Origin of the sequence: Streptomyces sp. NPDC088261 (assembly GCF_044740805.1) — a bacterium.
Lineage (GTDB): Bacteria > Actinomycetota > Actinomycetes > Streptomycetales > Streptomycetaceae > Streptomyces.
This window is the reverse complement of record NZ_JBIURL010000017.1, coordinates 1-13505: the sequence shown is the minus strand read 5'-3', so window position 1 is coordinate 13505 and position 13505 is coordinate 1. Positions and strand designations below refer to the sequence as shown.

Sequence of the window (13505 nt, the reverse complement as noted above, 5' to 3'; positions counted from 1 at the left end):
CGTAATCTGGTGACCATGGAAATGCCGCCACCGCTGCCCGACTCCCGTACCGAGCAGGACGGTTCGGCCGTGATCCGGGTCCTCAGCTACAACATCCGCTCGATGCGGGACGACCGTGAGGCGCTGGTCCGGGTGATCAAGGCCTGTGCGCCCGACCTGGTGCTGATCCAGGAGGCCCCGCTGTTCTTCCGCTGGCGCAAGCGCGCCGCCTGGCTCGCCTCCCGCACCGACCTGGTGGTGCTCGGCGGCGGCGGCACCGCGGCGGGCCCGCTGCTGCTCTGCTCGCTGCGCGCCACCGTGGAGCGGACCGAGGACGTCCTGCTGCCCCGCACCCCGGGCCTGCACCGGCGCGGGTTCGCGACGGCGGTCGTACGGTTCGGACGGGCCAGGCTCGGGGTGCTCAGCTGCCATCTGAGCCTGGACGCCGGTGAACGCGAGGCGCAGGCGGGGATGCTGCTCGACCGCCTCGACGCGCTGGACGTCCCGCACGCGGTCGCCGGCGGCGACCTCAACGAGCCGCCGGACCGCCCCGCGTTCCGGCGGCTGGCGGCCAAGCTCCAGGACTGCTGGGCGGCCACGCCCTGGGGCGGGGAGCACACCTGGGTCCGGAGCGGACCGCCCCGGCGCATCGACGCGATCTTCGCCACGGAGGGCGTGGAGGTGCTCGGCTGCGGGGTGCCGCGCGGCCTGCCCGGCCTCACCGACCACGACCTGCGGACGGCCACGGACCACCTGCCGGTGCTGGCGGCGGTACGCGTCCCCGCGTCCTGACCCGTCGCGCGTCCCGGCCCCGGGGCCAGGACGCGCGACACCCTGCCGTACGCCCTACACCACCGCGCCGCGCCCCGGATCGTCGTCCTCGTCGTCGCCGTGGCTCATCCGCGCCACCAGCGTGGCGAAGCCGCCCAGGAAGCCGCCGACGCAGATCGTGGTGAGCCACCACGTCATGTCCCACTGGAGCAGCACGGCGACCAGCATCAGCACCGGGCCACCCACCACCCCGAGCCAGGCGAACTTCGACGTGACGTCGGCCTCCGGCAGCGGCGGCGGCTCCGGCGGGACGAAGTGCCCCTCGTCGTCCGGGTCGTCGGGGTCCTCCGGCGCCTCGTAGTCGCGCGGGCCCGCCACCCGCGACCCCACCCCGGGAGCGAAGACCACCGAGCCCCCCAGCGGGGGCCTCGCCTCGTCCGTACCGCCGTCCGTACCGCCGTCCGCGCCACTCTCCGCGCCACTGTCGTGGCTGTCCCCGGTGCTCTTCGCGGCGGTCTTCCCGGCACTCTTCTCCGGGCTGTTCCCCGCGCCGTCCTCAGCGCTCTTCGCGCCCTGGTCCGGGGACGGCTCCGGACCGCTCCCGGTGCTGTTCTTCCCGCCCTCCAGCAGGGCCAGTCCGTCCACCGACTTGAACGGCTTGGCGCCCGGGGGGTCCGCCGGCTCGTCGCCGTACCCCGCCACGATCGCCGCCCAGGCGGCGTCCTCGTCGATCGGCTGCGGCTCGCGGTCCGCGTCATGTTGCTCAGCCACCGGTGGTGCTCCCCTTCTTCCCGACAGTCGGAGCGAGCCGGCCGATGAACGCGTGACTCTCCTCGAAGATCCGCTCCGCGTCATGGTCCAACGTCGCGACGTGGTAGCTCTGTTCCAGCACGATCTCCCGGACATCCGTCGAGGAGACCCGGGACAGCACCCGGGCGGAGTCGGAGGGGGGCACGACATGGTCCTTCGGACTGCGCAACAGCAGCAGCGGCTGGGTCACCTGCGGCAGCGCCGCGTCCACCAGACGGAACAGCCTCCCCAGCGAGTACGCGGCGTGCAGAGGCGTCCGGGTGTACCCCAGCTCCACCTTCCCGTCCTTGGCGATGTCGTTCGCCAGGCCCCCGACCGAGGGGAGCACGTGCCGCAGCACCGGCAGGGCGTACGCCGCCGCCCCGTGCATCCTCACCGCCGGATTGACGACGACGATCCCGCTGATCGCGGGCCCGTGCTTGGCGGCCAGCCGCAGCGTCAGCGCCCCGCCCATGGACAGCCCGCAGACGAAGACCCGCGCGCACCGCTCCCGCAGCTCGCGCAGCTCCCGGTCCACCTCCGCGTACCAGTCCTCCCACCGGGTGGACTGCAAGTCCTGCCAGCGCGTGCCGTGCCCGGGGAGCAGCGGCACGGACACCGTCAGCCCGCGCTCCGCCAGATACTCGCCCCACGGGCGCATCGACTGCGGGGAACCGGTGAATCCGTGACAGAGGAGGACGCCGACCTCGCCGCCCTCGTGGTGGTACGGCTCGGCTCCAGGAAGGACCGGCACCGGGGTCTCCTGTTCGTGAGGCTCGGACGATGTACTTCACCGTACGCGACCGGACCGACACCGACCAGGTGCGTTCGGCCCCCGGGAAGGAGAGCGCGGGACGCCCAGGCGTTAAGGTCAGTCGGACAGCACACAGGAGGCATCCGAGTTGATCTACGGTGCAATGAAGTTCTCCGTCGGAGGGTCGCTGAAGCTCGCCTTCAGGCCCTGGGTGGAGGGCATCGAGAACGTTCCCGCCGAAGGGCCCGCGATCCTCGCGAGCAACCACCTCTCGTTCTCGGACTCCTTCTTCCTTCCGGCCGTCCTCGACCGCAAGGTGACCTTCATCGCGAAGGCCGAGTACTTCACCACGCCCGGTATCAAGGGGAAGTTGACGGCGGCCTTCTTCAAGGGCGTCGGACAGTTGCCGGTGGACCGCTCCGGGGCGCGCGGGGCGGGTGAGGCGGCGATCAGGAGCGGCGTGGACGTCCTGGCCAGGGGCGAGCTGTTCGGCATCTACCCCGAGGGCACCCGCTCGCCCGACGGCCGGCTCTACCGGGGCAAGCCCGGCGGCCTGGCCCGGGTGGCGCTCGCCAGCGGCGCGCCGGTCATTCCGGTCGCCATGATCGACACGGAGAAGATCCAGCCGCCCGGCAAGGTGGTGCCCAAGCTGATGCGCCCGGGCATCAGGATCGGCAAGCCGCTGGACTTCAGCCGCTACCAGGGCATGGAGGGTGACCGGTTCATCCTGCGCTCGGTGACCGACGAGGTCATGTACGAAATCATGAAGCTGTCCGGTCAGGAGTACGTGGACGTCTACGCGACGGCCGCGAAGCGGCAGTTGGCCGAGGCGGCCAAGGAGAAGAGCCTGTCCGGCGAGTGACGGCGGGCGTGGCCGGGGGGCCGCGGAACGGGGGGCGGGGCCATGGTCGAGCGGGAGCGTGTCGTACGGATGTCGGTCGAGCAGCCGCTGTGGCGGGCGCTGACCGGCTACCGGGTGCTGACCGCCGTCTACGCGATCCTCCTGTTCGCGTTCGAGCGCGACAAGTTCGAGCGCCCCTGGGTCGCCCTCGCCTTCCTCGCGTTCCTCGCCGTCTGGACCGCCGCGACCCTGCCCCGGGTGGCGAACGCCGCGAGCTGCACGAAGCCGTTCCTGGTCGCGGACCTCACCGTCGCGGTGACCGGCATCCTGCTCACCCCGCTCGCCGACGAGCAGGCGCAGCAGGTCGACGGCCCCACGCTGCCGACGATATGGGCGGCCGGTTCCGTCCTCGCGTTCGCGATCAAGGGCGGCTGGCGGTGGGCGGCGCTCGCCTCGACCTTCGTCGCCGTCGCCAACCTCGTCGAGCGGGCGCACCCCAGCAGGGACACGCTCCACAACGTGCTGCTGGTGTGGATCGCCTCGATCGCGATCGGCTACATCGTGGAGGTGGCCCGCGCCTCCGAACGCATCCTCGCCCGCGCCCTGGAGATCGAGGCCGCGACCCGCGAGCGCGAGCGGCTGGCCCGTGACATCCACGACAGCGTCCTCCAGGTGCTGGCCATGGTGCAGCGGCGCGGTACGGCCCTGGGCGGCGAGGCGGCCGAACTGGGCAGGATGGCCGGGGAGCAGGAGGTCGCCCTGCGGACCCTGGTCTCCAGCGGCCTCGTCCCCACGGCCCGCGCCCCGCACGACGACGCGGGCCCGGGGGGCGCCGCGGTCCTCCGTACGGCAGCCGGCCCGTCCGGCGCGGACACCGGCGGACCGGAGCCGTGCGACCTGCGCTCGCTCCTCGCGCCGTACACCGGATCGAAGGTCACCTTCGCCGAGCCCGGCGCCCCGGTCCTGCTGGCGCCCGCCGCCGCGAGGGAGCTGGCCGCCGCAGTCGGCGCCGCCCTGGACAACGTGGGCCGGCACGCGGGCGCGGACGCCCGCGCCTGGATCCTGGTCGAGGAGGACCCGGACGAGGTGATCGTGACCGTACGGGACGACGGCCCCGGCATCCCCGAGGGCCGGCTCGCGCAGGCGGAGGGCGAGGGGCGCCTCGGAGTCGCCCAGTCGATCCTTGGCAGGCTGCGGGACCTGGGCGGTACGGCGGAGCTGATCTCCGTCCCGGGGCAGGGCACGGAAGTCGAGTTGAGGGTTCCACGGGGGAAGGCGGAGCGATGAGCACGGACATGACGGGGACGGCGACGGGGACGGGGACGGCGGCGCCGATCAGGGTGATGGTCGTCGACGACCACCCGATGTGGCGCGACGCCGTCGCCCGGGACCTGGACGCGGCCGGGTTCGAGGTGATCGCCACGGCCGGGGACGGCCCGCAGGCCGTACGCCGGGCGAAGGCCACCACCCCGCAGGTCCTCGTCCTCGACCTGAACCTGCCCGGCCTGCCCGGCGTCCAGGTCTGCAAAGAGCTGGTCGCCTTCCAGCCGGGCCTGCGGGTCCTGGTCCTCTCCGCCAGCGGCGAGCACGCCGACGTGCTGGAGGCGGTCAAGTCGGGCGCCACCGGCTACCTGCTCAAGTCGGCCAGTACGGACGAGCTGGTCGACGCCGTCCGCAGGACCGCCGCCGGCGACCCGGTCTTCACCCCCGGCCTCGCCGGGCTGGTCCTCGGGGAGTACCGGAGACTCGCCTCCGAGCCCGTGCCCGCCGCCCCCGACGAACCGAAGGCGCCCCAGCTCACCGACCGGGAGACCGAGGTGCTGCGGCTGGTCGCCAAGGGGCTGTCGTACAAGCAGATCGCCGAGCGGCTGGTCATCTCGCACCGCACGGTGCAGAACCACGTCCAGAACACCCTGGGCAAGCTGCAACTGCACAACCGCGTCGAGCTGGTCCGGTACGCCATAGAGCGCGGCCTCGACGACGTCTGAGCCGGCCCGCGGCCGGACGGACCCCGGGCCCGTCCGGGCGGCCGCCTCACACCCGGGCGCGGGCGCCGCTCATCGCCCCGGCGAGCAACTCCCGTACGATCTCCGGCCCGTTCAGGGTCAGCACCGACTCCGGGTGGAACTGCACGGAGGCGAAACCGGGGCCGCGCAAGGCGTGGACCTCGCCGTCCGCCGCTTCACCGGTCCCGTCCCCGCGGCTCACCTCGATGCCGTGCGCCGCCAGTTCCGCCGCCGCCGCGTCGTCGCAGGCCGCCGTGAAGCTGTTGTAGAAGCCGACCGTCTCGGCCCGGCCGAACAGGTCGATGGCGGTCTGCGCGCCCTGGTGGGGGACCCGCTTCCGTACGGTTCCCAGACCCAGCTCCGCCGCGATCAGCTCATGGCCGAGGCAGATCCCGAGCAGCCCGTGCCGCCGGTCGCGGAGCAAGTCGGCGGCCAGCCCGCGCAGCAGGCCCATCTTCGGGTCGGCGGCGTCCGCCGGATCGCCCGGACCGGGCCCCAGCACCACCGGCCCGGGGTGCGCCAGCGCCGCCGCCCGCAGGCCCGGCTCGTCGTAGCGCCGTACCGTCACCTCCAGACCCGAGGAGCGCAGGACGTACGCGAGCATCGCCGTGAAGGTGTCCTCGCCGTCCACGACCAGCGCGTGCCCGGCCAGGGAGCCCGACGCGGTCCGCATCCGCAGCCAGAACGGCGCGAGGTCCGCGCGCCGCGCGTCCAGCGCCGCCCGCACCCTCGGGTCGTCCCCGAGGCGTGGGCCCTCCGGTGCGGTGTGCGGCCCGCCGGGCCGTACCCCCAGCGCCGCCAGCACCCCCGCCGCCTTGGCGTGCGTCTCCGCCACCTCGCCCGCCGGGTCCGAGTGCCGTACGAGCGTGGCGCCGACCGGCACCCGCAGCCCGCCGTCGCGGTCGATGTCGGCGGTACGGATCAGGATGGGCGAGTCGAGCGTCTGCGCCCCGCCCGCGTCCCGGCCGATCAGGGCGAGCGCGCCCGCGTAGTAGCCGCGCCCGCCCTCCTCGTGGCGTTCGATGACCCGGCAGGCGTTCTGCACCGGCGACCCGGTCACGGTGGCGGCGAACATCGTCTCCCTGAGCACCTCGCGCACGTCCAGCGAGGACCGCCCGCGCAACTCGTACTCGGTGTGCGCGAGGTGGGCCATCTCCTTGAGGCGCGGCCCGATCACCACCCCGCCCCGGTCGCCGACGGTGCACATCATCTTCAGCTCCTCGTCCACGACCATGGACAGCTCCTCGGTCTCCTTGCGGTCGCCCAGGAAGCCGAGCAGGCCCTCCGCCGTCGGACCGCCCGGCGGATAGCGGAACGTGCCGCTGATCGGATTCATCACGACCGTCCCGCCGCTCATCCGCACATGCACCTCCGGGCTGGCGCCGACGAGCGTGCGCTCCCCGGTGTGCACCACGAAGGTCCAGTACGCGCCCCGCTCCCCGGCGAGCAGCCGCCGGAACAGGGCCATGGCGTCGGCGCGGGAGAAGCCGGGGATCAGGCCCTCGAAGGTCCTGCGGATGACGAAGTTCGCGCCCTCGCCGCTGCCGATCTCGTCCTCCACGACCCGCCGTACGATCCGCGCGTACTCCTCGTCGTCCAGGTCGAAGGCGCCCCCCTCGACCCGTACCGCGTGCTCCGGCAGCAGGGCGAGCACCTCGTCCAGCGGCAGTTCGTACCGCTCGTCCGCGACCAGCACGGCCAGCGGGGTCCCGTCGTCCCGTACGTCGAAGCCGCGCTCCCTGATCTGCCGGAACGGCACCAGCGCGAGCGCCGGGCGTTCCCCGTCCGGCAGGTCCGCGAGGCGCGCGGCCTCGTGCACCGGGCCGGTCAGCAGCTCCACGACGTCGTGGTCACGGCCCGGGGTGCGGCGGCGGAGCAGGGCGAAGGGCGGGGCGTCGTCGTCCAGGAGCCGGCCGAGGAGGGCGGCGGTCGGGGTGGTCGTCATGGGCGGTGTTCCTTCCGGGTGGGAGGAACGGCCCGCTCCCGAGAGGACCCGGAAACACCGAAGGCCGCCCCTCGGGCGGCCTTCTCGATTCGTGTCGCGCGCTGAATCAGTGGGCCGCCGAGTGAGCGGTCCACCACCAGGTCTGCTGTGCGTGCGCGAACATGGACGGCACCCTAGCGCATCGACCGCCCCGGAAGCGCGTGGCGTTCCATACTGTGAGCTTCGGCCATGGCACAGGCCGCGACCACGTAATCTGGGCGCGTGACAGTGAACGCTCAGAACCCCGCGACCCATGTGCCGACCTGGAAAGATCTTCCCGCTGCCCAGCAGCCGGAGTATCCGGACCGGGACGCCCTGCGCGGAGTGGTGGCCGAGCTGGAGTCGTACCCCCCGCTCGTCTTCGCCGGCGAGTGCGACCAGCTGCGCGCCCGGATGGCGGCCGTCGCCACGGGCGAGGCGTTCCTGCTCCAGGGCGGGGACTGCGCCGAGGCCTTCGACGGTGTCTCCGCCGATCACATCCGCGGCAAGCTCAAGACCCTCCTCCAGATGGGCGCGATCCTCACGTACGCGGCGTCCGTGCCGGTGGTCAAGGTCGGACGGATCGCCGGGCAGTACTCGAAGCCGCGCTCCAAGGACACCGAGACCCGCGGCGGGGTGACCCTGCCCACGTACCGGGGCGACTCCGTCAACGGCTTCGCCTTCGACGAGAAGTCCCGGATCCCGGACCCGGAGCGCCTCAAGCGGATGTACAACGCCTCCGCGGCGACGCTCAACCTGGTCCGCGCCTTCACCACCGGCGGCTACGCCGACCTGCGCCAGGTGCACGCCTGGAACCAGGACTTCGTGAAGTCCTCGCCCTCCGGGCAGCGTTACGAGCAGCTCGCGCGCGAGATCGACAACGCGCTGAACTTCATGAAGGCGGCCGGGACCGACCCGGCCGAGTTCCGCACGGTCGAGTTCTACTCGTCCCACGAGGCGCTGCTGCTGGACTACGAGTCGGCGCTGACCCGCGTCGACTCCCGGACGGGCGAGCTGTACGACGTCTCGGGCCACATGGTCTGGATCGGTGAGCGCACCCGCCAGCTGGACGGCGCGCACATCGAGTTCGCCTCGAAGATCCGTAACCCCATCGGCATCAAGCTGGGCCCGACGACGACGGTGGACGACGCGCTCGCGTACGTCGACCGGCTCGACCCGGACCGCGAGCCCGGCCGGCTGACCTTCATCGTCCGGATGGGCGCGGACAAGGTCAGGGACAAGCTCCCCGAGCTGGTCCAGAAGGTCACCGCCTCCGGCGCCACCGTGGCGTGGGTGACCGACCCGATGCACGGCAACACCTTCGAGGCGGCCTCCGGCCACAAGACCCGCCGCTTCGACGACGTGCTGGACGAGGTCAAGGGCTTCTTCGAGGTGCACAAGGGCCTGGGCACGCACCCGGGCGGCATCCACGTGGAGCTGACGGGCGACGACGTCACGGAGTGCGTGGGCGGCGGCGACGAGATCTTCGTGGACGACCTGCACCAGCGGTACGAGACGGCGTGCGACCCGCGGCTCAACCGCAGCCAGTCGCTGGACCTCGCGTTCCTGGTGGCGGAGATGTACCGGGCGCAGTAGGTGACGGGAACGGCCGATGGGGCGCGGATCGATGTGATCCGCGCCCCATCGTCCGTTCCGGGACTTTTGCGCGCGAGTGGGGGCGGGTAAGGTTAGGTTTGCCTCACCGGGACGGTCGGGGCGACCGCCCGCCGCACTGCCCCACTGTTTCCCGCCGGAGGTGAACCGCGTGTACGTGTGCTCGTGTTTCGGCATCACCGAGAAGCAGGTCAGGGAACACGCGGACAGCGGCGCCTGCACACCGCGCCAGATCGCCTCGGCCAGCAAGGCCGGCACCGACTGCGGTTCGTGCGTGCGCCGGATCCAGTCCCTCCTCGGCCGGGGAGCGGTGTGCCCCCGCCGCGAGCTGCTGAAGGAGCCCGTGCGCGCCGAGACCGTACGTGTCGAGTCCGTGCGCGCGGAACCCGTACGCGTCGAAGCCGTGCGCCCCGAACCCGTACGCGTCGAAGCGGCGCCGGCGGCCTGAGGTCAGCTGTCCGGCTGCTCGATGACCTGGGCGAGGTACAGCGGCTCCCCGAGCTTCTCGATCAGCGCGAGCTGCGTGTCGAGATAGTCGATGTGGTGCTCCTCGTCCGCCAGGATCGACTCGAAGATCCGCTTGGACGTGTGGTCCGCCTTCTGCCGCATGACGTCGATCCCGCGCTTGAGGCGGTCGATCGCCTCCACCTCGACCTCGCGGTCCGCCTGGAACATCTCCGTGACCGTCTGCCCGACCCGGACGTGGAACAGCCGCTGGTAGTTCGGGAGGCCGTCCAGGAAAAGAATCCGGTCGGTGAGCAGCTCGGCGTGCTTCATCTCGTCGAACGACTCGGCGCGCGTGTACTTCGCGAGCTTCGTCCAGCCGAAGTTCTCCTGCATCTTGGCGTGCAGGAAGTACTGATTGATCGCGGTCAGTTCCGCGGTCAGCTGCTCGTTGAGGAATTCGAGGACCTCGGGGTCGCCCTGCATCGCGGCGGCTCCTTCCAGGCGGGTGACGGGCAGGAATGCGGGAATCGTCGCACCGCCACCCGCGGGCGTCCAGTAAGTGCATGCTTACCACCAGTTGCCCGAATCCGCCGAGACCTGGTCATGACCACCCCTTCCGGTCTGTCACCATGGAAGGTATGGGGCAGCCGAACCGGGAACGTCAAGAGCCGGATCAGGCCGAACTTCCACCAGGTCAGCGCCTTCAGCGCGGCTGGCCCGTCACCCACTACGGCCCCGTCCCCCGCTTCCGGCCGGAACGCTGGGAATTCCGGGTCTTCGGCGCCACGCTCGACGGCGGCAAACGCTGCTGGAATCACCAGGAATTCTCCGCGCTTCCGTTCTCCACGGTGATCGGTGATCTGCACTGTGTGACGAAGTTCAGCATGGTGGGGGCCGAATGGGGCGGAGTGCCCGCCAGAACCTTGCTGGAACTGGTCCCTCCCGCCCTCGCCGTCACCCATGTGATGGTCTGGGCCGAATACGGCTTCAGCGCCAATCTGCGCCTCGCCGACTTCGCCGCCGACCGCTCGATTTTCGCCACCCACAAGGACGGCGAACTGCTCACGGCCGAGCACGGATTTCCGCTGCGCCTCGTCGTACCGCACCTGTATGCGTGGAAAGGGCCCAAATGGGTCCGGGGCGTGGAATACATGACCGCCGACCGCCGCGGCTTCTGGGAGGAGCGCGGCTATCACAACGTCGGCGACCCGTGGACGGAGCAGCGCTACTCGTACCAGGAGGGCCCCGGAGAGGGCCCGGAACTCTAGGCCTTCCTAGTCGGTCTACTGGTCGCGGAGCTTCTTCAGCAGGGCCACGTCCGCCGCGTGCCCCTCCTTGCCGCCCGGTGTCTCGATCACCAGCGGTACGCCCTCGGTCGCCGGATGCGTGAAGAGCGCGCGGAACGCGTCCTCGCCGATGTGGCCCGTACCGATGTTCTCGTGGCGGTCCTTGTGCGCGCCCGCCACGTCCTTGGAGTCGTTGGCGTGGATCAGCTTGAGGCGCCCGGCCCCGACCGTCTCCACCAGCAGGTCCAGGGTCCGGTGCGTGCCGCCCGGCTCCGCGAGGTCGTGGCCCGCCGCGAAGATGTGGCAGGTGTCCAGACAGATCCCCAGCCTGGGGTGGGAGTCCAGCGCCTCGAAGTACGGGCCGAAGTCCCACGTCCTGGAACAGAGCGAGAACCCCTGGCCCGCCGTCGACTCCAGCAGCAGGAACGGGTCGTCGTCCTCGATCAGCTCGTCGAGCAGCGGCAGCATCCGCTCCCGTACCTGCGCGAGCGCCACCTCGCGGGAGCGCCCGCCGGTCGCGGAGCCGGTGTGCACGACCACCCCCAGTGCGCCGATCTCGCGGGCCCGGCGCAGGCTGTGGCGCAGGGAGTCCACGGAGCGGTCGGCGGTGGCCTCCGTGTGCGAGCCGAAGTTGATCAGGTACGGGGCATGGACGTACGCCGGGATCTCCCCGGCCGCGCACGCGGCGCGGAACTGTTCGTCCTGCGCCGGGTTCCCGGCGGGGGTCGCCCAGCCGCGCGGATTGGCCGCGAAGACCTGGACGGTCTCGGCGCCCAGCTCGCGGGCGTAGGCCAGACCGGTCGTGGCGAGGCCGCCGGCCACCGGTACGTGGCCGCCGACAGGGTTGCGCATCGGTGTTCAGAGTCCCTTGGTCTTGAGGGTGATCGTGCTGCCCTCGGGGGCGGTATCGCCGCCCTCGACGGACTGCTCGGAGACGGTGTCGTCCAGGAACGGGAAGCTCCGGTCCACGCTGACCTCGAAGCCGGCGTCCTCCAGGGCGTTCTTCGCCTGGTCGAGCTTCTGGCCCGTCACGTCGGGCACCTTCACTTCCCGGGGCCCCTTGGAGAGGGTGAGTGTGACCGTGTCGCCCCGGGCCAGCTCGGTGCCCTCCGCGACGGACTGCCGGGCGACGGAACCGGCGTCCTCCGGGGAGTTCACGCGCGCGGGGGCGACGCGCACCGTGAGGCCGGCGTCCGTGAGCCGGGCGGTGGCGTCCTCCTCGGTCTCGCCCGTCACGTCCTCCACCTCGATCGGGCTGCCCTTGCTCACGGTGAGCCTGATCCCCGAGTCGGGGCGCACCTCGGTTCCGGGCGCGGGGTCGGTACGGATCACGGCGCCCTGCTCGACGTCGTCGTCGAACGACCGGGTCACCACACCGGCGGCCAGCCCGGCCTCCTTGAGCGCCCGCCTCGCCCCGGCGAGCGTCGAGCCCTCCAGGTCGGGAACCTTCACGATCCTCGGGCCGCGCGAGACGACGATGGTCACGGGGCCGCCGCCGCGCACCCGCGCGCGGGAGCCGGGGTCGCTGCCCATGACCGTGCCGCGCTCGAAGGTGTCGCTGAAGTCGTTCCCGACCTTCACGTCCAGACCGGCGTCGGCCAGCCGCTCCTTCGCCTCCTGCTCGGTCTGCCCGAGCAGGGAGGGGACGCGGGTGAACTGGCCGGAATTGATGTACCAGACGCCGGTGCCGACGCCCAGGACGAGGAGGACGGCGACGAGCGCGGTGATGACGCCCCGGCGGGGCGGCTGCGGGGTGCGGCGGCGAGGTGCCGGCCGGGGGAGATCCGGGGGCGCCATCTCCAGCCGGCTGGTGCGGTGGACTCCGTCGGGCCTGCGCCGCTGGTCGCGCGGAGGCTGCTCGGGAGGCAGGACGCGCGGGATCACCTTCGTACGCCCCTCGGGACCGCCCTCCGGGACGGGCCTGGCCTTCGGCGGTACGGCGTCCAGCTGGGCCTCGCTCAGCCGGGAGCGGGCCTCCCGGGCCAGGGCGAGCAGCGCGACGGCGTCGTACGGGCGGCGGCCGGGGTCGCGGGCCGTGGCCGCCGCGACGATCCCGTCCAGCTCGACGGCGAGGCCCGGCACGGCGGTGGACGGGGCGGGCACGTCCTCGTTGAGGTGCAGGTACAGCACCTGCGCCGGGGTGTCGCCGGCGTGCGGCTTGCCGCCGGTCAGCATCTCGTGGAGGACGACCCCGCAGGCGTACACGTCGACGCGGGTGTCGGAGGTGCCGTGCTCGATCTGCTCGGGCGCGAGGTACGAGACCGTGCCGAGGACCGTGCCCGTGGTGTTGGTGACGTCGCCCAGGACGCGGACGAGCCCGAAGTCCGCGACCTTGACGCGGCCGTCGTCCCCGATGAGGACGTTCTCCGGCTTCATGTCCCGGTGCACGAACCCGGCGCGGTGGGCGGCGCCGAGCGCGGCGAGCACGGGCTCCAGGATGTCGAGCGCGGCGCGCGGCTGGAGCGCGCCGCGCTCGCGCAGGACGTCGCGGAGGGTGCAGCCCTCGACGTACTCCATCGCGAGGTAGACGTACGCGCCCTGGGCGCCCTGGTCGAAGACGGCGACGACGTTGGGGTGCGCGAGGCGGGCGACGGACTTGGCCTCGCGGATGAACCGCTCCACGAAGGCGACGTCTCCGGCGAGCGCCGGGTGCATCACCTTGAGGGCCAGGACCCGGTCGAGCCGGGTGTCGAACGCGCGGTAGACGGTGGCCATGCCGCCCACCGCGATGCGCGCGTCGACGCGGTACCGGCCGTCGAGCAGGTGCCCGACGAGGGGGTCGTGAAGGGTGGTGTCCACGGTGCGAGTGTACGAGCCGGGGTGGTGGTGGCGCCGTGGGCGCGTTGCTCTTGCAGCGCACCTGTGACGCTTGCCGCGCGTCCGGGCGACCGCGTTGCGGTCGCTGATTGTCCTCAATCGCCGGACGGGCTTGGTGGTGCCCGCTGCGGGCCGGTGGCGCTGGTGCGGGTTGTTGCCGGGGGCCGGTCAGGGGTCGTGTCCTGCACTGCATGTTTTACGTCGCGTGCGACCGGTCGTATTGGTTGACGTTCGCCAT

General features: G+C 72.1%; 13 protein-coding genes. 7 read left to right on the top strand and 6 right to left on the bottom strand.

Annotated features, from left to right (window positions below):
- The first annotated feature begins 15 nt into the window (after nucleotides 1–15).
- On the top strand, nucleotides 16–771 hold the full coding sequence (locus tag ACIODU_RS27230; RefSeq protein WP_356432981.1) for an endonuclease/exonuclease/phosphatase family protein: 756 nt from the start codon (nucleotides 16–18) through the stop codon (nucleotides 769–771).
- A 54-nt stretch (nucleotides 772–825) separates the two neighbouring features.
- On the opposite strand, the gene ACIODU_RS27225 is transcribed toward ACIODU_RS27230, so the two are convergent.
- Both ACIODU_RS27225 and ACIODU_RS27220 read right to left on the bottom strand, forming a co-directional pair.
- Complete coding sequence (locus tag ACIODU_RS27225; protein WP_401770594.1) at nucleotides 826–1521, bottom strand: hypothetical protein; 696 nt, start codon at nucleotides 1519–1521, stop codon at nucleotides 826–828.
- A complete protein-coding gene (locus tag ACIODU_RS27220) occupies nucleotides 1514–2293 on the bottom strand; it encodes an alpha/beta fold hydrolase (protein WP_356432984.1) in 780 nt (259 codons plus the stop codon). The genes ACIODU_RS27225 and ACIODU_RS27220 overlap by 8 nt, the downstream gene beginning before the upstream one ends.
- Nucleotides 2294–2441: 148 nt before the next feature.
- Between ACIODU_RS27220 and ACIODU_RS27215 the strand changes: the two genes are divergently transcribed.
- The 3 genes from ACIODU_RS27215 to ACIODU_RS27205 are packed head-to-tail and all read left to right on the top strand — an operon-like array spanning nucleotide 2442 to nucleotide 5122.
- Nucleotides 2442–3155 carry a lysophospholipid acyltransferase family protein gene (locus ACIODU_RS27215; protein ID WP_356432986.1) on the top strand — a complete coding sequence of 238 codons (714 nt, stop codon included), beginning with the start codon at nucleotides 2442–2444 and terminating at the stop codon, nucleotides 3153–3155.
- A gap of 42 nt (nucleotides 3156–3197) precedes the next feature.
- Entirely contained in the window at nucleotides 3198–4421 is a 1224-nt protein-coding gene (gene macS / locus ACIODU_RS27210) for a MacS family sensor histidine kinase (protein ID WP_401770591.1), read from the top strand.
- Entirely contained in the window at nucleotides 4418–5122 is a 705-nt protein-coding gene (locus ACIODU_RS27205) for a response regulator (protein WP_401770588.1), read from the top strand. Before macS ends, ACIODU_RS27205 begins: the two co-directional genes overlap by 4 nt.
- Nucleotides 5123–5168: 46 nt before the next feature.
- On the opposite strand, the gene ACIODU_RS27200 is transcribed toward ACIODU_RS27205, so the two are convergent.
- Complete coding sequence (locus ACIODU_RS27200) at nucleotides 5169–7085, bottom strand: anthranilate synthase family protein (RefSeq protein WP_401770585.1); 1917 nt, start codon at nucleotides 7083–7085, stop codon at nucleotides 5169–5171.
- Nucleotides 7086–7346: 261 nt separating this feature from the next.
- Between ACIODU_RS27200 and ACIODU_RS27195 the strand changes: the two genes are divergently transcribed.
- Entirely contained in the window at nucleotides 7347–8699 is a 1353-nt protein-coding gene (locus tag ACIODU_RS27195; RefSeq protein WP_356432994.1) for a class II 3-deoxy-7-phosphoheptulonate synthase, read from the top strand.
- A gap of 169 nt (nucleotides 8700–8868) precedes the next feature.
- Nucleotides 8869–9165, top strand: a complete 297-nt coding sequence (locus ACIODU_RS27190; RefSeq protein WP_401770583.1) for a bacterioferritin-associated ferredoxin — start codon at nucleotides 8869–8871, stop codon at nucleotides 9163–9165.
- Nucleotides 9166–9167: 2 nt separating this feature from the next.
- Here the strand turns inward: ACIODU_RS27190 and bfr are convergent, their stop codons facing one another.
- Nucleotides 9168–9647 carry a bacterioferritin gene (gene bfr / locus ACIODU_RS27185; protein ID WP_356432998.1) on the bottom strand — a complete coding sequence of 160 codons (480 nt, stop codon included), beginning with the start codon at nucleotides 9645–9647 and terminating at the stop codon, nucleotides 9168–9170.
- 155 nt (nucleotides 9648–9802) lie between these two features.
- Here bfr and ACIODU_RS27180 point away from each other — a divergent pair, with 155 nt between their 5' ends.
- Nucleotides 9803–10432, top strand: coding sequence for a sulfite oxidase-like oxidoreductase (locus ACIODU_RS27180; RefSeq protein WP_401770579.1), 630 nt, complete (start codon nucleotides 9803–9805; stop codon nucleotides 10430–10432).
- Nucleotides 10433–10447: 15 nt separating this feature from the next.
- On the opposite strand, the gene ACIODU_RS27175 is transcribed toward ACIODU_RS27180, so the two are convergent.
- Together ACIODU_RS27175 and pknB are read right to left on the bottom strand one after the other, a co-directional pair.
- Nucleotides 10448–11302 (bottom strand): deoxyribonuclease IV, encoded by an 855-nt coding sequence (locus ACIODU_RS27175; RefSeq protein WP_401770576.1) that lies wholly within the window; start codon nucleotides 11300–11302, stop codon nucleotides 10448–10450.
- A gap of 6 nt (nucleotides 11303–11308) precedes the next feature.
- Entirely contained in the window at nucleotides 11309–13249 is a 1941-nt protein-coding gene (gene pknB / locus ACIODU_RS27170) for a Stk1 family PASTA domain-containing Ser/Thr kinase (protein WP_401770573.1), read from the bottom strand.
- Between the last annotated feature and the right edge of the window lie 256 nt (nucleotides 13250–13505).